The organism is Neptunicoccus cionae, from assembly GCF_002860325.1.
GTDB lineage: Bacteria > Pseudomonadota > Alphaproteobacteria > Rhodobacterales > Rhodobacteraceae > Amylibacter > Amylibacter lutimaris.
Window position 1 is genome coordinate 219,125 of the sequence record NZ_PKOJ01000004.1, and the last position, 22,368, is coordinate 241,492.

The following is a 22,368-nucleotide window of genomic DNA, read 5'->3' on the forward strand; positions in this document are numbered from 1 at the left end:
GGCGGGTCAGGAATGACCCAGATAGGCTTCTATAACGGCCGGATTTTTTCTTATGTCTTCAGGAACGCCCTGCGCGATCTCGGCGCCCTCGTTCAGTACGATGATCCTGTCGCAAAGCTGGTTGATCAGCTTTAGGTCATGATCGACGATCAGCACACCCAGCCCCAGTTCCCCTGTCAGCTTTTGCAATGTCGCCATCAGATCATCGGTTTCCTCGCGGTTCATACCTGCCGCCGGTTCATCCAGAAACAGAAGCGATGGTTCACAGGCCAGCGCGCGGGCGATCTCCACTCGGCGCTGGTCGCCGTACGACAGGGTGTTGGCGTCGCTGCCGGCAAACTGGCTGATCCCCATGGCCTGAATAGCTGTTTCGCAGCGCTCGGCCGCCCGTTCGCCCTTGTTGGTGGACAGCGCCGCAATCAGAACATTCTGATAGACAGTCAGCGTGTCGAACAAGCGGATGTTCTGGAAGGTACGGGCAATCCCGTGGTTCGCCACCTCATAGGGTTTCGCCTGCGTCAGATCCGTATCACCCCGTTGGACCGTGCCTTCGCTCGGGGCGAGTACTCCGGAAAGCATATTCAACAGGGTCGTCTTGCCCGAACCGTTCGGACCGATCAGCCCGAGGATCTCTCCGCTGTTGACTGTGATGGACACATCCCTGACCGCGACAAGACCACCAAAACGCATGGTCAGATTCTGCCCTTTCAACGGGGTCGGATCGACAGGTTTCACTTCCCCGACAGTCACTGTTTGCGCCGGATCAACGCGGTGTCCGGGGAAGAGTCGTTCTTCCAGTTCTTTCAGTCCGGCCAGCCCGTCGGGTTTGCGGAACATGGCAAAGAGAATGATCAGGCCGATGCCTATTTGCGTGGTGCCAAAGACGGCGGGCATTTCCAGTCCGGCCAGATCGAACCCGCCTTCAAAGCGGCGCAGGATCTCTGTCACCAAGGTGATGGTAACAGCCCCTGTGATGGCGCCGGTCACTGTGGACATACCGCCCACGATCAGCATCGCCAGCAAAAGAAACGTATCGGCGAAATAGAATTTTTTCGGGCTGAAAGCGCCGAGGAAATGGGCGATCAGTGCACCGGACAAGGCCATAATCGCCGCGCTCAGCACCCATGCGATCAGCCGTTCCCTACGGATGTTCACGCCGACCGCTCCGGCAGCAATCGCGTTTTCGCGCCCCGCCCGCAACCGCAGCCCCGAAACGGAATCGCGGTAGAGCCTTGCGGCGATCAGTGCCAGAATACAAAAAACCGCCGCCGCCCAAAGGGTCGTCTCTCGCGGGACACCGAAGAAGGATTGCGAACCGCGGGTTACATCGCGCCAGCCGATGATGACACCATGGGTAATGATCAGCAGGCCAAGCGTCGCAATCGTCGCTGCTGATCCTTCCAACCGGTTGAGCGCCAGCCCCACAATCAAAGCCAGCACAGAGGTCACAACCACCGCGATCAGGATCGCACTGAAAAATCCGGTCTCAGCCCCTGCCAGCCAGTCCGGCAGCTTGGGGAGAGTGGCCATTTTCATCTGCGCTGGCAGGGTCAACAGCCCCGAAACATAAGCGCCGATGCCCATGAACGACAGATGCCCGAAGCTCAGGATTCCGCTGTTGCCCGAATATACTCCCATTCCGACCACTGCGATCAACGATATGAAAAACACTGTCAAAATGCGTTCACTCGCAGGGCCAAGCGCCGTTGCCACAAGGGTGGCAGCAAGGGCCAGCACGACAATGCCGGAGAGGGATGCAAGAAGATGTCTGGCAGGTGAAGTGGTCATCAGAAGTCCTGTTTCTTGTAAGGACAGCATTGACAGAAAACTTTCACAGTCAAGATTTTTGTTCCGTTTGACACAAAACTTTTAGTTTGCTTTATTGTCCGGGACGCCACAGGCTCTGCCGGTAGCGTTGTTAAAAAGGACACCGTCATGGATGTAAAAAGCCGCATAGAAGATATGTCTGCGGAACTGACCGCGACCGAAAGGCGGCTGAGCGCAAGCCTGCTGGTGGACTATCCTTTTGCGGGGCTACAGCCGATTCAGGAACTGGCGCAAAAGACGCAAACCTCGTCCCCGTCGATTTCCCGTTTTGTGTCCAAATTGGGTTTTTCGGGCTATCAGGAATTCCAGCGCCAGTTGATAAGCGAACTGAAAGATGGCCAGCGGTCCCCTGTTGATCTGCAAAAGACCAGCGTGCCGGTGGAAGGGGCTTATCTGACGGGCTTTATGGAACGGGCGCAACGGATCGTTGATGAAACGGCGCAGGCGGTGACGGATGCCCAGTTTGAACGGGTCTGCACCCTGCTGAGCGATCCAAAACGCAGCGTCTATGTGATCGGCGGAAGGATGAGCGACACTCTCGCGTCCTATCTTTCCCGTCACCTGCGCCAAATCAGGGGCAAAGTGTTTCACCTGCCCCCCGATCCCGAAGTTTGGCCGGAATACCTGTTGCGGATGCGCCCGCGCGATATTCTTTTGGTGGCGGATTTCCGGCGCTACCAGAAAAGCCTGACGCCGCTGGCTGCCAATGCACAGCGCAACCGCAATGCCCAGATTATCCTGCTGACCGACAAATGGATGTCCCCTGTTGCAACCCATGCAACCGAGGTGCTGGCCGTTCCAATCGACAACGGCACGCTGTGGGATTGTTACACCGGCGCAATGGCGCTGCTGGAAGGGATTGTGACCCGCGTGGCGGAATCAAACTGGGACAAAACGAAAGACCGTATCGAGGCATGGGATGCCAACCGTATCGAATTTGGAGCGAATGATGAAAACAACTGAACCGCTGGTCTTTGCAGCCACATCGGATCTTGCCGGCATTACACGGGGCAAGGCCTTTCCCCTGTCAAAGCTGGACAGTCGGATGAAAAAGGGTGTGGGTTGGACCCCGACCAATGTGATGATCACCTGTTTCGAACATATCGCAGACGGTCCGTTCGGGGCACTTGGCGATCTGTTGCTGAAACCTGACGCTGATAGTTTGGTGGAACTGAACCTGGGCGAAAAAGCCCCTGTAGAACGCTTTGCCCTTGGCGACATTACCGACCTGAAAGGCGATCCCTGGGAATGTTGCACGCGGTCTATCCTGAAATCAGCCCTTGCACGGCTGGAGCAGGTTGGCGGTGTCGGACTGGTGGGCGCTTTTGAGCACGAATTCCAGTTTCGCGGTGAAGTCCCCGCCGGGCCGCAAGGATATACGCTGAACGGGTTCTCACAGCGTCGTGCCTTCGGGGAATCCCTGATGGAAGGTTTGGAACAGGGCGGTCTAGAGACCGATACGTTCATGAAAGAGTACGGCGAGAACCAGTATGAGGTCACAAACGGCCCCGCCAAAGGCGTGCGTGTCGCGGATGAGGCGGTTATCCTGCGGGAAATCACCCGTATGGCCGCCCGCTATCACGATGAAACCGTGACCTTCACCCCGATCCGCGACACCGCGGGCGTTGGCAACGGGGTTCACATTCACATGAGCTTTACCGACGCGAAAGGTGCACCGGCAACCTGGGATGCGGACGGGCCATTTGGAATGTCCAAAGTATCGGCCTCATTCGTGGCAGGGATCTTGAAATACCTCGACAGTATTATCGCGCTGACCGCCCCTTCCGCCGTATCCTACCTGCGACTGACCCCGCACCGCTGGAGCGCGGCTTTCAACAATCTGGGGTTCCGCGACCGTGAAGCCTCCGTCCGGATCTGCCCTGTCACATCGGATGATCCCGAAAAGATCGCCCGTCAGTACAACTTTGAATATCGCGCGGCAGATGCTGCGGCTTCGCCCCATCTGGCACTGGCTGCAATAATCCACGCAGGGTGTCAGGGGATCGAAGAAAACCTGCCAGCCCCTCCTGTGACACAGGAAGATCTGTCCGAACTGCCGCCCGAGGCACTGGCTGAACGGGGGTATGTCCGCCTGCCTCAAACTCTCGAAGAAGCGCTGGAGCGGTTTGAAACCAACGAAACCGTCTGTGGCTGGTTCCCTGAACGGTTTGCATCGGTCTATACCGCTCATAAACGGGGGGAGTTGAGCGTCGTTCAGGATATGGATGAAGCCCAACGCTGCGCAGCCTACGAGGCGGTTTACTAAACATCAGGGGGCCGCGATCCGGCCCCGCATTTTCCGCATCATGCGGTATTGCGCCCAAGCCCCAGAATCGTGCGGGCCTGTTGCCATGTGGCGACAGGACGTTCGTATTTTTCACAAAACTCTGCCGCACGGCGTACCAATGCAGCGTTGGACGGGGCAAGCGTGTCGCGGTCAAGACGCACGTTATCTTCCAGCCCTGTGCGGGCATGGCCACCGCTGGAAATCGACCACTCGTTTAACACGATCTGCTGCGCACCAATCCCTGCCGCACACCACGCCGCGCCATCACCAAACAGGCGCTTAACGGTTTTGATATAGAAATCGAAAACGTCACGATCCACCGGCATGGCATTTTTCACACCCATCACGAATTGGACATAAGGGGTATCCCTGATCTGGCCGTTCTTGTGCATCTCTGCCGCTTTCAGAATATGGCTAAGGTCAAAAGCTTCCACTTCAGGCTTCACGCCGTATTCCAGCATCTCGGACGCCAGCCAGTCCACCAGTTCCGGCGGATTTTCATAGACACGTGTCGGGAAATTGTTTGATCCGACGGAAAGCGATGCCATATCCGGCGCAAGCGAAAGCATACCGCCCCGCGTTTTGCCCGCCCCCGACCGGCCTCCGGTGGAAAACTGGATAATCATGCCGGGACAGTGTTTTTCCAACCCCTCTTTCAACCGCGCGAATTTCTCGGGATCGGCAGAGGGCGTCTCGTCGTCGTTGCGCACATGGGCGTGGCAGATGGTTGCCCCTGCTTCAAACGCTTCCTGCGTGGATTCCACCTGTTCGGCCACTGTTATCGGGACTGCCGGGTTGTTCGCCTTGGTCGGCAGGGAGCCGGTGATCGCGACGCAGATGATGCAGGGGTTTTCCATGATGCCTCTTAAATGTCGAAAAAGATGGTTTCTTTCGGTCCTTGAAGATGAATGTCAAAACGATAGCTGCCGTCGGCAGATTTTTCGGCCAGCAGCGTCGGGATGCGGTTCTGGTGCTCGATCCGCGTCAGGATCGGATCGGCGGCATTGGCGTCGGCTTCATCCGCAAAATAGATACGGGTGTGAAGACCGAGGTTTATGCCCCGCGCCACGATCCAAACGGTGATATGGGGCGCCTGCATGCGACCGTCGGGAAACGGCACAGCGCCGGGCTTTACGGTTTCAAAAGTGAACTCGCCCGTGTTCATATCACCGGGCGAGCGTCCCCATCCGGTGAAGTTCGGATCGGCCTGCCCGCGGGTTTCATTGGCAGAGGCGAACAGCCCCGCCGCATCCGGTTGCCAGATTTCGACCATCGCATCCCGCAGCGGTGTGCCGGTGCCGTCATAGACGACGCCTTTGATGGTGATCTCCTCTCCCTTCACAGGACCGGTTTTCATCGAAGTACCAAGATCACCCCCGTAAATTTCAATGCCGGTAAAATTCGGCGTACAACCGATGTGCACATAAGGGCCGGCGGTCTGGCTGGGGCTTTCTTTCAGGTAGTCGAGCCGTTGGGTCATGGTTACAGCCCCTCCTTGCGGTTCTCAAAATAGGTCTGCCGCCGTCCGCGCAGCACCATGTCAAACTTATAGGCGCGGCTGTCCATCGGCACGGTGCGGTTCATGTCCAGCAGCGCCGTCAGCGCATCCACCGCTTCCTGACTTTTCAGAACCCCGACAATCGGGCAGAGTTTGATATGCGGGTCGCCTTCAAAATACATCTGGGTGATCAGACGCTGGGCAAACCCGTGACCGAACACGGAAAAATGGATGTGGGCGGGGCGCCAGTCGTTCATACCGTTGGGCCAGGGATAAGGGCCGGGCTGGATTGTGCGAAACTCGTAAGAGCCGTCTTCTGCCGTGATCGTGCGCCCGCAGCCGCCAAAGTTCGGGTCAAGTGCGGCCTGATAGGCCTCTTTCTTGTGGCGATACCGACCGCCTGCATTGGCCTGCCAGAACTCCACCAGCGCATTTGGTACGCCGCGCCCGTTTTCATCGAGCACGCGACCGTGCACAATGATCCGCGGACCAATGGCAGATTCACCCGGTTTGGCGTAGTTCAGGATCAGATCGTTATCAAGCTCGCCCAGAATGTTATGCCCGAACACCGGAGAGGTTTCTTCGGACAGGGTTGTGGGAAAGGACAGCAACGCCGCCTGCGGACTGCGTTTGATGCTGGTTTTATAAGGGGGCGTCAGCGCATCGGGCTGCCAGTTCCGGTCCCGCGGGATAAAACCGCCAGTGGGTTTGATCGGGCTCATAGGTCTATCCCCAATTCCTTATAGGTCTCTTTAGCCAGCTTAATCGCATGGTTTGCTTTTGGCACCCCTGCATAAACCGCGACGTGCATGAAGGCCTGCATCACCTCTTCCGGTTTTGCGCCGGTGTTCTGGGTGGCACGGATGTGCATCGGGATTTCTTCGAAATTCCCCATCGCTGCCAGCAGCGAAAGCGTCAGCAGGGAACGATCCCGCCGCGAGATCGTCTCATCCGCCCAAAGCGTGCCCCAAGCCCCTTCAGTAATCAGGCTCTGGAACGGTTCGTCAAAAGCACTCTTACCCGCTTCGGCGCGATCCACATGAGCCGCACCCAAAACTTCACGGCGCACGGCCATACCTGTGTCAAAACGCGTGGTCATAAAAGTCTCCTTAATAGGGCAGGCCAACATAATTTTCGGCCATCGCTTGTTGCGCCGCGTTATTGGAGCGCAAGAACTCCAGATCGGCGATCTGCATCTTCAAATCGAAACCGGACTGGTCCGGATAGCGGTGCATCAGCGAAGAGAACCACCAAGAGAACCGTTCCGCCTTCCACACCCGTTTCAGGGCTTTTTCAGAGTAGGCGTCGATGCCTTCTTCCGAGCCGTTTTCGTAATAGTCCCGCAATCCGTTGAACAGATAGTTCACATCGGACGCTGCCGTATTCAGCCCCTTCGCCCCCGTAGGCGGCACGATATGGGCGGCATCGCCACACAGGAACAACCGCCCCCAGCGCATCGGTTCGGTCACGAAAGATCGTAGCGGCGCGATGGATTTTTCGATGGATGGCCCTGTCACCAACGCATCGGCGGTCTCTTTGGGAAGGCGGCGTTTGAGCTCCATCCAGAACGCCTCGTCCGTCCAGTCCTTTGGACTGTCGCTAAGTGAACACTGGATGTAATACCGGCTGAGGTTTTCATTGCGCATGGAACACAGCGCGAAACCCCGTTCGGAATTGGAATAGATCAGTTCATGGTTAACAGGGGGTGTCTCGCTCAGGATGCCGAGCCAGCCGAAAGGATAGACCTTTTCATATTCCCTGCGCACATCAAGCGGGATGGACTGGCGGCTGACACCGTGGAACCCGTCACAGCCTGCAACGAAATCGCAATCAATCCGGCGGCTCTCTCCCGCGACGGTGTAGGTGACATAAGGCGCATCGGAGTTGGCGTCGTTGATCACCACATCCTCTACCTCGAATTCAATCTTGCCACCGGCCTTTTCCCGCGCGGCGTAAAGATCGCGGGTCACTTCGGTCTGGCCATAGACCATAACGGGTTTTCCGGTCAGTTCGGCAAAATCGATGCGGAAAATCTCATCCCCGTAGGATACCAGCGTGCCGTCATGGGGATAGCCTTCGGCGTGCATCCGTTCGGCGCAACCGGCCTGTTCCATCAGCCCGACCAGCCCCTGTTCCAGAACACCGGCACGGATACGGCCCAGAACATAGTCTTTGGTTTTGCGCTCCAGCACGATGCTGTCGATGCCGTGTTTGTCCAGCAGTTGAGACAACAAAAGACCCGAAGGACCACCACCAATGATTGCAACTTGTGTCTTCACACCCGCCTCCCAGAAAATTCAATCCTTGTTACTACACTTTTCTAGCTATAAAAAATGATAAAACAGGTGATTTAGTTGCGATAATGGAAAGTAACCGTCTACGACAAATCAAGATGCGGCATCTCTCTGCCTTTGTAGAGACCGTGCGGCGGGGCAGTTTGAAGGCTGCTTCCGAACAGATCATGCTGACCCAACCGGCAATTTCCAAAACCCTGCGGGATCTTGAAGAGATACTGGGGGTGACGTTGCTGCATCGGGATCGCGGCGGCATCCGCCTGACCCGTGAGGGCGCGGTGTTCCGGCAGTTTGCGGAACAGGGGTTGGCTGCGCTAAACCACGGATTGGCAAGCCTTGATGCATTGTCCGCAGGACGCGCCACTCCGCTGCGGATAGGCACACTGCCCAGTGTCGCTGCAGATCTGCTGCCCGATGTGATCCTGCAATTTGGCGAACTGTCGCCCGCCACCCCTGTCACGGTTGAGGACGGCGGCATTCGCACCCTGCTGGAACGGTTGCGTTCCGGAGCGCTCGATCTTGTGCTGGGACGAATGGGGCAGCCCGAAACCATGACCGGGCTTTCCTTTACCCAATTATATGCAGAACAGGTGGTTTTTGCCGCTGCAGCCGGACATCCCCTTGCACAGGAAACGCGGCTGGAGGCTTTGAATGAATGTCTCATCCTTTATCCGCCAAATGACGCCGCAATCCGCCCGTTGGTAGACCGCTACCTGATTTCGCAGGGCATCACGGACTGGCCGAACCGGCTGGAAACCGTGTCGAGCTCTTTTGGCCGGTCCATGACGCTCGGCCCGGCGCAGGCCATCTGGATTATCAGTCAGGGCGTTGTGGCGAGGGACATTGCAGCAGGCCAAATGATCACGCTTCCACTTGATACGCAGGCTATGGCAGGACCAGTCGGGATCATGGCGCGCAGCGAAGAAGATCCAACCCCTGCGATACGACTGTTCCGACAGGCATTGGTTTCTGCGTTGCAGGACAGTTGAACCACGTGCTTCTCAGGTACTGCCAGTGCGATCGTGTTCATAGGTTTTTGTAGCCGCGAATTCTGGCAGCCAGTTTTCCCGCCGCACGCACCATAGCTCGTAGGTGGGTTTAAACCGGTTCGGGGCGTCAAGTGCGCCAAGATGCACTTCGATTTCATTGGCGCTTCGCGAAAATACAGAGGATCCACAAGTCGGACAGAAAGCCCGACCCTCGAACGCTTTATAGTCGCCCTGCACTTCTATTGCGGTATCCGCAAAAATTGCGGATGCGTGAAAAACTGCCCCGTGGTGTTTGCGGCAGGATAGACAATGGCATACCCCCACGCGCAGCGGTGCACCTTTAGCGATGAACCGGATTTCGCCGCAAAGGCATCCACCTTCGGCTTGGTCTGATAGCATATCGCGTCCTTTCCGGTTTAGCTGTAGATCTGCGGCAGCAGCATCCACAACCCCATGCCAACCATTATCAAGTTTTCTGAAAGCGAAATCAGCCCGAGCGGCACATTGGAGCCGCCCCCAACGCAGGCACAGGTCAATTCACGCCGGTCGATGTACACTGCTTTAATGACACTCACCGCGCCAATAAAACCGATAAACAGCGCCACAGGTGCCACAAGCCAGATCAGAAAGCTGTCCCGTCCGATGAGGGCCATCATCCCGATCCCTGCATAAAGTTCCAGAAACGGATAGGCATACCCGTAGGGCACGTAGCGGCGGGCGAGCAGGTCGTAACCGAGGAAGCCGTTAACAAATCCCTCAATATCCTGAAGCTTCTGGATCGCCAGCGCCACCATTGAAGTGGCGAAAAACCACTTAAACAGGGTAAGGACCGGAAAGCCTTCGTAGAGGTTTAGCACAATTGCAAGAGCCATCAGTGCGGTAGAGGCAAAAATCGCGATAACCGGCTGATAGGTCGTGTCATCTTCGCCCAGAACCTTGTAGCCGAAAAACTCCTTCAAATCAGAGTACCCGCCCACCTGCTCTCCGTCGATGTAAGTGATCGGCGTTGTCTCGACCCCGTGGGCCTCTTTAAATGCGTCTACCTCTTCTCGCGTGGTCAGCTTCGTATCCTCAACCTTATACCCTTTGCGCTTCAGCAGCGACTTGGACTTCAGTCCGAACGGACACAAATGCCCCGGCATTGCCATACGATAGAGCGCGGCGGTCTTAGCCTCGCCTGTTGATTTGCTCGCGGCAGTTTGCGGTGTGTCGATTGCTTTGGCCTGTGTCATCAATGCCTCCGGAACATACGGAGCCGCGCAAAGATCTGCGTCGGTCCCACGGGTTTTTACTGTCCCGATAACGGTAGATCGCGGTTAGGTCTTTTCAATAGCGGGCCGGTTGTCCCTGACACCTCGGCGCTGCTTGACTTGTGCCGCCAACCTCCCTAGACCCCCGCTTCCGTCTCAAAACAGGAGCCTTCGCAATGGTCCAGAACAGCCACACACTCGGGATAGATTTCGGTACTTCGAACTCTGCCGCAGGGTATTTTCGCGATGGCAAACCCCAGTTGATTACGATGGACGGTGGTGAAACCACATTGCCGACCACCTTTTTCTTTGACTTTGAAAACCGTGAAACCCTGATTGGGGAGCCTGCCAATCAGGCGCTTCTGGCGGGGGCAGAAGGACGCTTCATGCGTGCTCTCAAGCGGGTGCTTGGCACCAGTCTGATGCACGAAAAACGCCAATTGTTCAACGAGCGTATCAGCTTCGTCGACATCATCGGGCGGTTTCTGGCAGAGATCAAAGCCCGCGCCGAAGCTGAATCCGGCCTGCATTTTGACAAGGCCCTGTCGGGGCGGCCCGTGGTGTTTCACGGCAGCGACGATCCCCGCGAGGATCAGGCCGAAGCAGACTTGCGTGCCTGTTATCTCGCCGCCGGTTTTACAGAGGTCAGCTTTATGGCCGAACCGGAAGCCGCCGCTATAGCTAGCGGTGCGCTGGATCAGTCGCGCGAGATCGGATTGATTGTGGACATCGGCGGCGGTACTTCGGATTTCTCGGTATTTCGCGCGCGGGACGGCGAGGTTGAAATCCTTGCCAATCATGGAATACGGATCGGGGGCACCGATTTTGACCATGACATCAGCTTTGCACAAGTGATGCCTTTGCTTGGCAGGGGCAGCCTGCTGCGCGACGTGATGGGATCAGGCACAAAGCCGGCGCCCAATGCGATCTACAACGATCTGGCTACATGGGAGAAAATCCCATTTCTTTACACCGCGCAGAACCGCAAAATGGTTGCTGATATGGTGCGGCAGGCGGAAGAGGCGGAAAAACTGGAACGCCTTGCAGAGGTACTGGAAGACGAACTTGGCCACGAGATCGCCTTCGGGGTAGAACAGGGCAAAATCCGCGCGAACAAAGGGCTGGTTGATGCGGCGATCCCGCTGGACGGGATTTCACACGGGCTGAAGGCGCCATTGTCGGGAATCGCCCTGTCAGAGCTACTCTCTCCCTATGACACTGCATTGCGGGTCGCGGCGCAGGACACGGTGAAACGGGCGGGACTGAGATATGCGCAGGTTGACAAGGTGATTTATGTCGGCGGGTCGAGCCTGATGTCTGTGGTCGCCCGCGCCATGAAGGCCGAGTTTCCGGAAGCGACACACAGCTTTTCCGAAGTCTTCACAGCGGTAACAGACGGGCTGGCGCTGGCGGCAGGCAGGGCTTAACCTGCCTGCGCATCCAACCTAGTAGAACCAGCGCACCAGAACCATTGTGATCGAGGGGAAGGCCACCAGAATGGCAATCCGGACAATATCGGACGCCACGAAAGGAAGTGAGCCGCGATAGGTTTCCCGAATGCTGATGTTTTTCGCCATCGCATTGATCACAAACAGATTCATACCCACCGGCGGGGTGATCAGGCCGATTTCGGCAGACATCAGCACCAGAATACCAAACCAGATACCGACTTCGGCGGGCGGAATGCCAAAATCCAGTTGCGTAATGATTGGTACGAAAATTGGCACCGTCAAAAAGATCATCGCCAGAGAATCCATCACCGTTCCCAGAACCACGTAGAGCACGAGCATCCCGATCAGAATAAGCCATGGACTGAGGCTCGCCTCAAGAAAGACCGCCGCAAGAGTTTGGGGCACTTGTGCGGATGACAGGAAGGAATTGAAAACCCCTGCGGCAAGAATAATGAAAAAGATCATACCGGAAGTTTTTGCCGTGGATAAAAGGGCGTCTTTCACAGCAGCCCAGTTCAGCGCCCGTTTCGACATGGCAACGATCGCAGTGCCTGCAACGCCGACCGCAGCCGCCGCAGTCGGAGAGAAAGCGCCTGTGTAAATACCGCCGATCACCAGTGTGAAGATCACCACCACTGGCCAAACCGCGACAAGTGCGCGGAACCGGTCTCCATAGGGCATCCGTGGCAGGCTGTTGCCACTGCCCGGCACCATGCGGGTATAAATTGCTACCGTCAGCATATAGCCAAGCATGGCAAGAATGCCCGGGATCAGTGCGGCGGTGAACAGTTTCTCGATGTTTTCTTCTGCCAGAATGGCATAGACCACCAGAACCACAGAGGGCGGGATCAGAATGCCCAATGTGCCACCCGCGGCCAGTGCACCCGTGGACAGGGCACCGCTATAACCAGCACGATCTAGTTCCGGCAGGGCAACGCGCCCCATGCTGGACGCGGTGGCAAGAGATGATCCGCAGACCGCGCCGAAACCGGCAGATGCCCCGATCGCAGCCATGGCCAAGCCGCCGCGACGATGGCCAAGCCATGCTTCGGCCGCTTTGAACAGCGATGAAGACATGCCGCCCCGCGTCGCGAATTCGCTCATCAGCAGGAACAGCGGGATGATTGACAGCGAATAATTCGTCAGCGTGCCGTAGGCAAACGTCTTGAGCTGGCTATCCATCATCCGCATGTTACCCGCCACCAGATAGGTGCCGACAAGCCCGACTATAAACATGGCCGCAGCCAGCGGAATGCGAAATCCGATCAGTACAAGAAGCACCGGAAAACTGAACATGCCGATCTGGAACGGCGTCAGGGAATTTGAAATCAGGTCCAGCATAAATCAGACTTCCGTAGTATGGGGAGAGAGCAGCGCACGCACGCGCCGCCAGACACAAAACAGCGCAACCACAAAGAAAACGGCAACGCAGATTTCGGCCACGATATAGGTAGGCCAGAGCGGCAGGCCGAGGATTTGGGATTCCTGACTGGTGCGCATCCGGTCTGCCGCCGCTGCGAAATCGCCCTGCAACAGAAGATTACCGAGCGGTTCCTTGGAACCCCGCGCTTTGGAAAACAGCATATACCACTGGCGGGTCAGGATCAGATAGGCCAGTGCTGCAAGGATTACATCGCCGATCAGATCCAGCACACGGTTGAACCGTTCACCGAAAACCGGCTCGAACAGATCAATCTTGATATGACCCCGCTGGATCATCACCCAAGGCAGAGCAGCGAAAAGGGCAAATCCTACGCCGTATGTCACCAGCTCCTCTTCCCCGAGAATGGGCCGCAACCATGAGAGAGACTCTGTCGTGTTGCCAAAAACCCGCCCTCCGAGTTTGAGCAGGATACTTGTGCAGGTCACAAGCGTCGCAAAAATCAGGCCCAAGCCGCCAAGCAGCGCCAGTCCAGCCGCAAGCCGTGTCATGCCGCGTTCGGTACGTTCATAAAATGTCATGGGGATATCCGCTCGGGAATGTCCGGCCCCCCGCTTCGGGGACCGGACTGGTTTGGGGTAAAGTCGGGTTACTGGTTTTCAGCAATCAGGCTTTTGGCCTGTTCGATAGCGGCCGCGCCGTCAAAGCCTTCTTCTTTCGCCCGTGCGATCCAGCGGTCGTAGACAGGTTGTGCTGCTTCAATCCAGCGGGCAACTTCGGCTTCGTCCAGTTTAATGATGTTGTTGCCTTCAGCTTTGGAGCGACCGAACGCATCAGCATCCAGCATGGCTTGCGCTGCTTTCGCACCCAGAGCCTTGCCGGTTTCAGCATCCAAAATGGAGCGCAGGTCATCGGGCATGCTTTCGTAAACATCCCAGTTCATCGCCAGAACGAAAACAGCCGTGTAAAGCGCACGGTCCCCGCCCAGTTCGGTGTGATTGCTCACCAGCTCGGCCAGTTTGATCGAAGGGGTTACTTCCCAAGGAACAACCGCACCGCTGATCACACCTTTGGACAGGTTTTCAGGAATCTTCGGCAAAGGCATCCCGACAGGTGTCGCACCCAGTTCGCCCAGCAGGTCTGTCACAAGACGGGTCGGACCACGCATTTCCTTGCCGGCAAGGTCTTCCAGTTTGGCGATAGGCTCTTCGGAGTGGATCACACCCGGACCGTGTACCCAACCTGTCAGGACTTTAACGTCTGCCAGCTCACCATCCTGCAATTCGCTTTCAACCATATCGTAATAGGCTTTGGAGGTTGCAACTGCGTTCTGCATGATAAAGGGCAGTTCGAAAACCTCGGTGCGGTTGAACCGGCCCGAAGTATAACCCGGCAAGGTCAGAACAGCCTCTACCGCGCCATCAGCGGCCTGATCGAACAGATCGCCCGGACGTCCGCCAAGGGACATGCTGTCATAGGGTTCGAGTTTGATGCGCCCGTCGCTGGCCTCGGCCAGACGCTCTGCCAGTGGCACAAGGAAATTGGCATGCAGCGGGGCTTTGGCGGACATGAAGTGGTGCACACGAATGGTGACCTCTTGAGCTTGCGCAAATGTTGTTGCGCTGGCGAGTGCCAAAGCTGTGATAGATGTTTTAATGAACCGGTTCATCGGATCCTCCCAGAGTTTAACTTGATTGCAGATCCACTTGCGCCTTGGTTAATGCAGGGTCCGTTTGGATCGCTATCCTTTAGTCATAGAGCAAAATTGCCTTGCAATCGCAATAACCGTTTCGAGGAAGCTGATCAAGACTCGTTCTAAATGCAACGATTTTAAGGCCCGCCCGCATTAACGGGTCGGGACCCTGTTTTCAAACTTGCGGAACAGCAGAGTGATGACACCGGCAATGATCAAATAGAACAAAGCCAGTAGCAGCAAGGGTTCGTAAACAATCAGCATATCAGAGCGCACCCGCGACGAAACAGCGTAAATTTCCACCACTGTAATTGTCGCCACAAGCGGTGTCGCTTTCAGCTGGAGAATGGTTTCACCGCCAAGCGTAGGCAGCACATTTCGGATCGCTTGAGGCAGCCAGATGCGACGGAACATCGTGAATCGCGGCATCCCAAAAGAATTGGCCGCTTCCAGTTGCCCTTTGTTCACACTTGAAAAAGCCCCGCGCATGACTTCGCCTTCATAGCCTGCATAAGACAGAGTCAGGGCCAGCACCGCATAGGGCCACGCCTGACGCAGATAAGGCCATAAATCGCTGCCACGAATCCAGGGGATTTGTGGAAACAGCGAACCAAGCCCGTAGTACAGCAGCCAGATTTGCAACAAAAGCGGCGTGCCGCGAATGACGGTGCAAAACACCCGCGCCGGTGCCGCAAGATACCAGGGCCCGATTGCCTGTGCCAGCCCGAGCGGGATCGCCAGCAGAAACCCGAGAATACAGGTGACGATCAAAATCCAGATCGTGCGCCACAAGCCCTCCAGCGCAAGGGGAGCATATTGTGGAATCCAGTCCCAACGCAGGGACATGGCGCACCAGATCACGAAGATTGCAAACAGCACCATCATTACGATGCGGTGGGGTTGAAACAAGGCACGCAGGGTCATCGGCTTTGCCCCGCCCGCAAGGAAGGCTGGCCCCGCCGCGCCCATTTTTCAATGCGCCCGAAAACCACGCCGGACAGAAGGGTTACGACAAGATAAAGAGCACCGGCCGCCAGAAAGAAGGTGAAATAGGCCCGCGTACTTGCCGCAGCCTGTTTGGTTTCAAGGGTCAGTTCGCTAAAGCCGACGATCGCCAGCAGAGCAGTGTCTTTAGTTGCGATCAGCCAGAGGTTCGCCAACCCCGGCACGGCAAAAGACATCATCGCCGGAATGGTTACGCGGCGCATCACCAGAAAAGCGGGCATGCCGTAGGCGCGTGCGGCCTCTATCTGGCCCTTGGGCACAGCCTGAATCGCACCGCGCAAAACTTCGGTGGAATAGGCACCCTGCACAACCCCAAGCACCCAGATACCGGCCACGACGCCACTGATTTCAACCCTGCCATATCCCATCGCTTCGGAGGCCTGATTGATCAGATCGGTTCCCACATAATAAAGGATCAGGATCAGCACCAGCTCCGGCACCGCCCTGATGACAGTGGTATAAATGCCGAGGAGGTCACGAATGACCACCCCGCCATAAAGTTTACCATATGCTCCGAAAAGCCCGATCACCAACCCCAGACCGAAAGCGCCAAAGGCGATTTGCAGAGAGTTGACCAGCCCGCGCAGAAGGTTGCCGCCCCAGCCCGGGGGCGAAAGCGACAACAGTTCCATGCTCTGTGCAAGACCGAGCGTATCTAACAGAGTTTCCAAACCGGCGACTTACTTCTTGTAGATGCTGGTTTTGAAGTAGTTGGAAGTGATTTCAGCATGGGTACCGTCATCGAGGATTTTCTGGATACCCGCGTTCAGCTTTTCGCGCAGCGCATCGTCGCCCTTGCGCACACCGGCACCCACACCCAGACCAAGGATCGCCTTGTCATCCGGAACCGACCCTTTGATTTCGCAACATGCACCGCCCGGTGTGCTGACAAAATCGGCCAGCGCAATGCTGTCGGCCTGTGTCGCGTCAATCCGGCCAGCAACCAGATCCTGATTGGCTTCGTCCTGTGTCTGGTAGACGCGGATTTCACCGGCATCAGAGAAATGCGCGTTTACATAAGCCTGATGGACGGTCGAGGCCTGAACGCCAATGATCTTGCCCTTCAGGGATTCAGCCGTCGGCTCAATGTCAGAGTTTTTGTCCGCTGCAATCACGGTAGGCGTGTCGTAATACGGATCGCTGAAATCAATGGTCTTCTTGCGTTCATCCGTAATGGACATAGATGCCATGATCACGTCGATTGTGCCGCCGGTCAGCGAAGGAATGATACCGTCCCAGGCCACAGGTGTAATGACGCAGTCGAGTTCCGCAGCTTCGCACACAGCGTTGATGACATCCACTTCCCAGCCGTTCCAGTTGCCTGCGGAATCAACCGAAGCGAATGGGGGATAGGGTTCGGCGGCAATGCCGACTTTAACTTCTTCGGCAGAGGCAGCGCCTGCGCCCAGCACAGCTGCTGTTACAGTCGCCTTTACGATATTCTTGAGCTTCATGATTTAGTCTCCTTGTTGAATGGGCCGGTTTACCAGCCTACGGTTTTTAAGAATTGCTGTAGCCGGGGGGATTTCGGATTACCGAAAACCTCGTCGGGGGGGCCTTGTTCTTCGATCCGGCCCTCGTACAGATAGATAATATGGGTCGCCACTTCGCGCGCGAATTTCATTTCATGGGTGACAAGCAGCATGGTCCGCCCCTCAGCGGCCAGATCGCGGATCACGGTCAGAACCTCGCCCACCAGTTCCGGATCAAGGGCACTGGTCGGTTCGTCAAACAGCATTACGCTCGGATCAACGGCCAGCGCGCGCGCGATCGCGGCCCGTTGTTGCTGACCGCCAGACAGAAAAGACGGAAAAGTCTCGGCCTTATCGCCGAGCCCGACCCGATCCAGCAGAACCTTTGCCTTCTTGATTGCCTCAGCGCGAGGGGTCTTTAGAACATAGACCGGAACCTCGATCACGTTTTCCAGAAGGGTGCGGTGGGTCCAAAGATTGAACGCCTGAAACACCATTGCAAGCCGCGTGCGGATACGTTCGATCTGGCGCCGGTTGGCAGGGGAACCGTCGGCGCGCATCTCTACATCTTCTCCCCCGACGGTAATCGTGCCGGAAGAAGGTGTCTCAAGAAAATTGATACAACGCAGGAACGTCGACTTACCGGAGCCACTGCCACCGATAATCGCTACAACATCGCCTTTGCGGGCAGTCAGGGAAACCCCTTTCAGGACTTCCAGCGTTCCAAAGGATTTGTGCAGATCCGTGACCTTGATGGCTTCATCTGCTGTGTTCTGGCCGACCTCATTCATGAGGTTATCGTCCAAGCCCATTTGTATCCCCTTCAATTCCTGCCTTGTAGTAATGCAAGATTCGAGTAATTATGCAAGTGTATAATTACTGCAGGAAAGCCCCCGTGTCAGAGCCACGCCCGAAATTCAGGAGAGAATCCGCGACCCAGCGGAAAGAGGCGCTTATCCAAGCTGCGCTTGGCCTGATTGCAGAAAAAGGCATAGGCGGGGCCACAGTGCGCGCTATTGCCCAGAGGGCAGACGTCACGCAGGGGCTGATCCGGCACTATTTTTCCAGCAAGGAAGACCTGATCGCGGCGGCCTATGAATATCACATGGACCAGATGACAGAGCTGACAGCCACCCCCGTTGCGGCCCCCGAGGTAACGGCGCGCCAGCGGCTTTGCACGTTTGTCGCAGCAGGTCTGACGTCTCCGGTCATGGACACACGCTCGGTCACGCTTTGGGCCAGCTTCATCAGTTCGCTGCGTCACGACAACAACATGCGCGCCATGCACCAGCGGACCTATTACAACTTTCGCAACCGTTTGGAAGTTCTGATCGCAGAAGCACTGGCGGAGGCAGGCAAACCCGCACCGAAAAGCGAATTGCGCCGTATGGCCATCGCCGGGAACGCGGTGATTGACGGGTTGTGGATGGAAGGCGGTGCCTTACCCGCAGCTTTTGAAAATGGCGAACTTGCACAGATCGGCCTGCACTCGGTCGGCGCCATCGTTGGGCTCAAGCTGGACCAGAACGCGCCTGAACAAACTGACAAGAATTTACTTACAAAAGAGGAGGGGTGAGCCATGAAACTTGCTGCAATCACAAACCGGCTTGCAGGGCTCGGAGGGGCGAAATGGGAAATCCATGCGCTTGCACGCAAACTGTCGGCACAGGGGCAGAACATTATCGAACTAACCATCGGGGAACCGGATGTCGCTACGCCCGATGCTCTTGTTTCGGCTGCGGTGGATGCGCTTGGCCGGCACCGCACCGGATACTCCAGCGGCGAAGGCGAACCCGGCCTGCGGGCCGCGCTGGCAGAACGTTACAGCACACGCAACGGACGCGAAATCACCCCGAACCAGATCATGTGCTTTCCGGGCACACAGACCTCCCTTTACACGATCTTTACCGGTATCGTTGAAACAGGGGACGAAGTACTTGTCGGAGATCCGATGTACGCCACTTACGAAGGTGTTATCCGTGCAAGTGGCGCGACAATGGTACCCGTGCCGCTGCGCCCTGAAAACGGCTTCCGGATGCAGGCCGCCGACATTGAAAACCGGATCACGCCGAACACGCGCGCCATTTTCCTGAACACGCCGCACAACCCGACGGGTTCGATCCTGACGGCAGAGGATATTACAGCGATCGGCGCTTTAGCGAAGAAGCATGATCTCTGGATTGTCTCGGACGAAGTTTATGAAGACCTGATTTTTGACGGCAGCGCATTTACCTCGCCCCTGTCCTTTCCCGATCTGGCAGACCGCGTAATCGTCGCCTCTTCCATCTCTAAATCCCACGCCGCACCAGGGTTCCGCAGCGGCTGGCTTGTTGGGCCTGCCGACTTCACCGCAGCCCTGTTGCCACTGGCGGAAACCATGTTGTTTGGTAACCAGCCGTTCATCGCAGATATGACCGAAAAAGCCGTGCGGGACGGATCCACCGTGGCGACCGGCATGTGTGAACGCTTCGCCAAGCGGGCGGCACTTCTGGATCAGCGGCTTTCAGACGAAAGTGATCTGGTCGTTCACCGCCCGGATGCGGGTATGTTCGCGCTGATCAATGTGGCCTCCACGGGCATGAGCGGGCTCGACTATGCGAAACACCTGCTGGAACACGGCAATGTTGCAGTTATGCCCGGCAACTCGTTCGGGGACTCGCTGAAGGACTGGGTACGGGTTGCGCTAACAGTGGATGACGCCGCTTTCGACAGGGCCTGCGACCACATCATTAAACACGCACATTCTTTGCAAATGGAAACAGTATGACCGACCCGACCTTCGAATTTACCCGCGCCATCACCCGCAAACCTGCGGCTAGCATTATTGACGGACTGCGCGCCGAGGACATCGGAACGCCGGATCTTGACCGGATGCTGGCGGCCCACGCCCATTACGTCGAAACCTTGAAAAAGACCGGCGCGGAAGTGATCGAATTGCCCCCGTTGGAAGATTTTCCGGACGCGGTGTTTGTGGAAGACACTGCACTTTGCCTGCCGCAAGGCGCTGTCCTGATGCGCCCCGGTGCGCCAAGCCGTATGGGGGAAGTCGCCGAAATGAGCCCGACCCTGAACCGCGTCTACGATGATGTACGCCGGATCGAAGGACCGGGCCATATCGAGGGCGGCGATATTCTGGTCACAGGCCGCGAGGTTCTGGTGGGCCGTTCTGACCGCACGGATGCGGAAGGCGTAGAAGAACTGCGCAACATCATCAGCGAATGGGGCCATAGCTTGCGAGAGGTTTTCACGCCGGAAGGTGTTTTGCACTTCAAGACCGACTGTTCGCTGCTGGACGGAGAAACCATCCTGTCTACCAAACGGCTCGACGACTCCGGTTGCTTTAAAGGGTACCGCGTTCTTCACACCGCCGAAGGAGAGGAAGCGGCGGCCAACAGTATCCGGTTCAACCAGTTCGTTCTTTGCCCCGATGGTTTCCCGAAAACAGCAGAGATGCTCGACAAGGCCGGATATAACGTAGTGCAGATCGACAATACAGAATGCGCCAAACTCGATGGTGGCATGTCCTGCCTGTCCTTGCGCTTCTGAGTCGAAGCACACTCTGAAATTTAGAAAAGTAAGAGACCGCTCCACCTATCGGAGCGGTCTTTTTTTTCAACCACGCGAAAAAAGTTTTGCCGGTTTCGGCTTTGCGACATGCCTGCACCTGATCCTTGCGCCGCGGCATTCTCCGGCTGCCATGGCTAACCCCCTCAACCAGAACAGATTTTCTGAAGCGTAAACAACCTGCGGCGCTGCCGACAGCAGCCTTCCGGTGCTGATGTTGACAGAAATTCGATTCTGTCTCAATATATGATAACTTGTTTCGATAAGCGATACAACACTGGGAGGATTACAATGAAGCATTTTCTTATGACAGCGGCGCTGACCTGCGCCCTGCCCCTGTCCGCAATGGCGCAGGACGTTACGATCAAGATGGGCCATGCGGCCTCTTCCAAACATATTTTCCATGAAGGGCTTGAGATTTTTGCGCAAAAGGTAGCCGAGAAAACCAACGGCGCTGTCGCGGTGGAAGTTTATGGCGACCGCCAGCTTGGCGATGACAAACAACTGCTGGAAGGCCTGCAAATCGGCCTGATCCACGGCGCACTCGTGTCATCTGCGACGCTGCCTCTGGTGCTGGGCGCCGGTGGGTTTGATGCCTTGCAACTGCCATTTGTGGTATCCAGTTACGAACAGATGTCCGGCGTTCTGACGTCCGATCTCGGAGATGAACTTCTGGCCACTCTGGATGAAAAATCCATCAAAGGAGTTGGTTTTGTCGAGGCAGGCCAACGGCACTTTCTGGCAAAATCCAAAGTAGGATCAACCGCCGATTTTGCCGGATTGAAAACACGTATCGTGCCAATCCCGCTGCACAAAGCCACATGGGAAGGCATTGGTGTGAATCCGATCGGCATGGCCTACGGCGAGGTTTACTCTGCCCTTGAAACCGGAACGATTGACGCAGTGGAGATCAATCTGTCCTCTATCCAGTCCGAAAGCCTGTTTGAATCCGCCAAGGATGTGACCTTGACCGGCCACTACTTCTGGCCGGGTGTCATCATGCTGTCCGGCAAAACCTTCGACGGGCTGACCGCGGAACAACAAGAAGCCGTTACAGCCGCCGGTAAAGAAGCTACAGCCGAGGCCTATGCCCTTGCTGCCAGTCAGGAAGCGGACACAACAGCGTTTCTTGAAGAAAACGGTGTGACCATCACGCCACTTTCCGATCTGGATGCAATGAAGGCCAAGACGGAATCTGTGGTTGAGACATGGACCGCCAAAGATCCGATGGTGGCCAAAATCACCGAAGCCTTCCGCGCAGGTAACTGAAACATGGCTACCAATGTCTACCGCTGGACCGATTTGCCCCGCGAAGATGTCCGCCCCGGAGTATCGCGCACTGCCTTTCGGGGTGACGGAGCCATCATGGTGATGAACTGGCTTGAACCGGGAATGGAGAAAAAACCCCATTCCCACCCGTTCGAACAACTCGCCTATATTCTGTCGGGTCGTGTCCGGTTCGAAATCGGCGACGAAGTAATAGAAGTCGGTGCAGGCGAAGTTGTCCGCATTCCGCCTGATGTGGTCCATTGCGGAGAGGCTTTGGGCGATGAAACCGCCGTGAACCTTGATGTCTTTGCACCGGCCCGAAAGGATTATCTGCATCTGACGGAATATCAGGAAGCAGATTTCACCTGAACCATGGGCTGGTCTGTCC

At 56.6% G+C, this 22,368-nt stretch carries 24 protein-coding genes; 9 read left to right on the forward strand and 15 right to left on the reverse strand.

Annotated elements, in window-relative coordinates; translation table 11 throughout:
- Positions 1 to 6: 6 nt before the first annotated feature.
- The gene (locus C0U40_RS11780) at positions 7 to 1,788 is read right to left on the reverse strand and encodes a branched-chain amino acid ABC transporter ATP-binding protein/permease (RefSeq protein WP_101656127.1); all 1,782 of its coding nucleotides are present in this window, start codon (positions 1,786 to 1,788) and stop codon (positions 7 to 9) included.
- A gap of 147 nt (positions 1,789 to 1,935) precedes the next feature.
- On the opposite strand from C0U40_RS11780, the gene C0U40_RS11785 reads away from it, so the two are divergent.
- On the forward strand, positions 1,936 to 2,790 hold the full coding sequence (locus tag C0U40_RS11785; protein WP_101655987.1) for a MurR/RpiR family transcriptional regulator: 855 nt from the start codon (positions 1,936 to 1,938) through the stop codon (positions 2,788 to 2,790).
- Entirely contained in the window at positions 2,777 to 4,093 is a 1,317-nt protein-coding gene (locus tag C0U40_RS11790; protein WP_101655988.1) for a glutamine synthetase family protein, read from the forward strand. Before C0U40_RS11785 ends, C0U40_RS11790 begins: the two co-directional genes overlap by 14 nt.
- Before the next feature lie 38 nt (positions 4,094 to 4,131).
- Here the strand turns inward: C0U40_RS11790 and C0U40_RS11795 are convergent, their stop codons facing one another.
- The 5 genes from C0U40_RS11795 to pobA are packed head-to-tail and all read right to left on the reverse strand — an operon-like array spanning position 4,132 to position 7,891.
- Positions 4,132 to 4,971 (reverse strand): 3-keto-5-aminohexanoate cleavage protein, encoded by an 840-nt coding sequence (locus C0U40_RS11795; RefSeq protein ID WP_101655989.1) that lies wholly within the window; start codon positions 4,969 to 4,971, stop codon positions 4,132 to 4,134.
- Positions 4,972 to 4,979: 8 nt separating this feature from the next.
- Positions 4,980 to 5,594, reverse strand: a complete 615-nt coding sequence (gene pcaG / locus C0U40_RS11800) for a protocatechuate 3,4-dioxygenase subunit alpha (protein WP_101655990.1) — start codon at positions 5,592 to 5,594, stop codon at positions 4,980 to 4,982.
- 2 nt (positions 5,595 to 5,596) lie between these two features.
- Positions 5,597 to 6,334, reverse strand: coding sequence for a protocatechuate 3,4-dioxygenase subunit beta (gene pcaH / locus C0U40_RS11805; RefSeq protein WP_101655991.1), 738 nt, complete (start codon positions 6,332 to 6,334; stop codon positions 5,597 to 5,599).
- Entirely contained in the window at positions 6,331 to 6,711 is a 381-nt protein-coding gene (gene pcaC, locus C0U40_RS11810; protein ID WP_101655992.1) for a 4-carboxymuconolactone decarboxylase, read from the reverse strand. Before pcaC ends, pcaH begins: the two co-directional genes overlap by 4 nt.
- A 10-nt stretch (positions 6,712 to 6,721) precedes the next feature.
- Complete coding sequence (pobA, locus tag C0U40_RS11815) at positions 6,722 to 7,891, reverse strand: 4-hydroxybenzoate 3-monooxygenase (RefSeq protein ID WP_101655993.1); 1,170 nt, start codon at positions 7,889 to 7,891, stop codon at positions 6,722 to 6,724.
- Positions 7,892 to 8,004: 113 nt separating this feature from the next.
- Here pobA and pcaQ point away from each other — a divergent pair, with 113 nt between their 5' ends.
- Positions 8,005 to 8,895, forward strand: a complete 891-nt coding sequence (pcaQ, locus tag C0U40_RS11820; RefSeq protein WP_286134933.1) for a pca operon transcription factor PcaQ — start codon at positions 8,005 to 8,007, stop codon at positions 8,893 to 8,895.
- Positions 8,896 to 8,907: 12 nt separating this feature from the next.
- On the opposite strand, the gene C0U40_RS11825 is transcribed toward pcaQ, so the two are convergent.
- Both C0U40_RS11825 and C0U40_RS11830 read right to left on the reverse strand, forming a co-directional pair.
- The gene (locus tag C0U40_RS11825) at positions 8,908 to 9,294 is read right to left on the reverse strand and encodes a GFA family protein (RefSeq protein ID WP_101655995.1); all 387 of its coding nucleotides are present in this window, start codon (positions 9,292 to 9,294) and stop codon (positions 8,908 to 8,910) included.
- A gap of 17 nt (positions 9,295 to 9,311) precedes the next feature.
- Positions 9,312 to 10,127, reverse strand: coding sequence for a MauE/DoxX family redox-associated membrane protein (locus C0U40_RS11830; protein WP_101655996.1), 816 nt, complete (start codon positions 10,125 to 10,127; stop codon positions 9,312 to 9,314).
- Between the two features lie 194 nt (positions 10,128 to 10,321).
- Here C0U40_RS11830 and C0U40_RS11835 point away from each other — a divergent pair, with 194 nt between their 5' ends.
- Positions 10,322 to 11,572 carry an Hsp70 family protein gene (locus tag C0U40_RS11835; RefSeq protein ID WP_101655997.1) on the forward strand — a complete coding sequence of 417 codons (1,251 nt, stop codon included), beginning with the start codon at positions 10,322 to 10,324 and terminating at the stop codon, positions 11,570 to 11,572.
- 18 nt (positions 11,573 to 11,590) lie between these two features.
- Here the strand turns inward: C0U40_RS11835 and C0U40_RS11840 are convergent, their stop codons facing one another.
- The 7 genes from C0U40_RS11840 to C0U40_RS11870 all read right to left on the reverse strand — a co-directional run bounded on the left by C0U40_RS11840 (position 11,591) and on the right by C0U40_RS11870 (position 17,959).
- The gene (locus tag C0U40_RS11840; protein WP_101656128.1) at positions 11,591 to 12,913 is read right to left on the reverse strand and encodes a TRAP transporter large permease; all 1,323 of its coding nucleotides are present in this window, start codon (positions 12,911 to 12,913) and stop codon (positions 11,591 to 11,593) included.
- Between the two features lie 27 nt (positions 12,914 to 12,940).
- The gene (locus tag C0U40_RS11845) at positions 12,941 to 13,558 is read right to left on the reverse strand and encodes a TRAP transporter small permease (RefSeq protein ID WP_101655998.1); all 618 of its coding nucleotides are present in this window, start codon (positions 13,556 to 13,558) and stop codon (positions 12,941 to 12,943) included.
- Between the two features lie 68 nt (positions 13,559 to 13,626).
- Positions 13,627 to 14,646 (reverse strand): TRAP transporter substrate-binding protein, encoded by a 1,020-nt coding sequence (locus C0U40_RS11850; protein ID WP_101655999.1) that lies wholly within the window; start codon positions 14,644 to 14,646, stop codon positions 13,627 to 13,629.
- A gap of 177 nt (positions 14,647 to 14,823) precedes the next feature.
- Positions 14,824 to 15,594, reverse strand: coding sequence for an ABC transporter permease (locus C0U40_RS11855; protein ID WP_101656000.1), 771 nt, complete (start codon positions 15,592 to 15,594; stop codon positions 14,824 to 14,826).
- Positions 15,591 to 16,307 carry an ABC transporter permease gene (locus C0U40_RS11860; RefSeq protein WP_435673794.1) on the reverse strand — a complete coding sequence of 239 codons (717 nt, stop codon included), beginning with the start codon at positions 16,305 to 16,307 and terminating at the stop codon, positions 15,591 to 15,593. The genes C0U40_RS11855 and C0U40_RS11860 overlap by 4 nt, the downstream gene beginning before the upstream one ends.
- A 48-nt stretch (positions 16,308 to 16,355) precedes the next feature.
- On the reverse strand, positions 16,356 to 17,129 hold the full coding sequence (locus C0U40_RS11865) for a transporter substrate-binding domain-containing protein (RefSeq protein ID WP_101656002.1): 774 nt from the start codon (positions 17,127 to 17,129) through the stop codon (positions 16,356 to 16,358).
- Positions 17,130 to 17,158: 29 nt separating this feature from the next.
- A complete protein-coding gene (locus tag C0U40_RS11870; protein ID WP_101656003.1) occupies positions 17,159 to 17,959 on the reverse strand; it encodes an ABC transporter ATP-binding protein in 801 nt (266 codons plus the stop codon).
- A gap of 83 nt (positions 17,960 to 18,042) precedes the next feature.
- Here C0U40_RS11870 and C0U40_RS11875 point away from each other — a divergent pair, with 83 nt between their 5' ends.
- The 5 genes from C0U40_RS11875 to C0U40_RS11895 all read left to right on the forward strand — a co-directional run bounded on the left by C0U40_RS11875 (position 18,043) and on the right by C0U40_RS11895 (position 22,349).
- Complete coding sequence (locus C0U40_RS11875) at positions 18,043 to 18,723, forward strand: TetR/AcrR family transcriptional regulator (RefSeq protein ID WP_286134935.1); 681 nt, start codon at positions 18,043 to 18,045, stop codon at positions 18,721 to 18,723.
- A gap of 3 nt (positions 18,724 to 18,726) precedes the next feature.
- Positions 18,727 to 19,914 carry a pyridoxal phosphate-dependent aminotransferase gene (locus tag C0U40_RS11880; protein ID WP_101656005.1) on the forward strand — a complete coding sequence of 396 codons (1,188 nt, stop codon included), beginning with the start codon at positions 18,727 to 18,729 and terminating at the stop codon, positions 19,912 to 19,914.
- Complete coding sequence (locus tag C0U40_RS11885; RefSeq protein WP_101656006.1) at positions 19,911 to 20,693, forward strand: dimethylarginine dimethylaminohydrolase family protein; 783 nt, start codon at positions 19,911 to 19,913, stop codon at positions 20,691 to 20,693. Before C0U40_RS11880 ends, C0U40_RS11885 begins: the two co-directional genes overlap by 4 nt.
- A gap of 309 nt (positions 20,694 to 21,002) precedes the next feature.
- Entirely contained in the window at positions 21,003 to 21,980 is a 978-nt protein-coding gene (locus tag C0U40_RS11890) for a TRAP transporter substrate-binding protein (RefSeq protein WP_180957683.1), read from the forward strand.
- A gap of 3 nt (positions 21,981 to 21,983) precedes the next feature.
- Positions 21,984 to 22,349 (forward strand): cupin domain-containing protein, encoded by a 366-nt coding sequence (locus C0U40_RS11895; RefSeq protein ID WP_101656008.1) that lies wholly within the window; start codon positions 21,984 to 21,986, stop codon positions 22,347 to 22,349.
- The last annotated feature ends 19 nt before the right edge of the window (positions 22,350 to 22,368 follow it).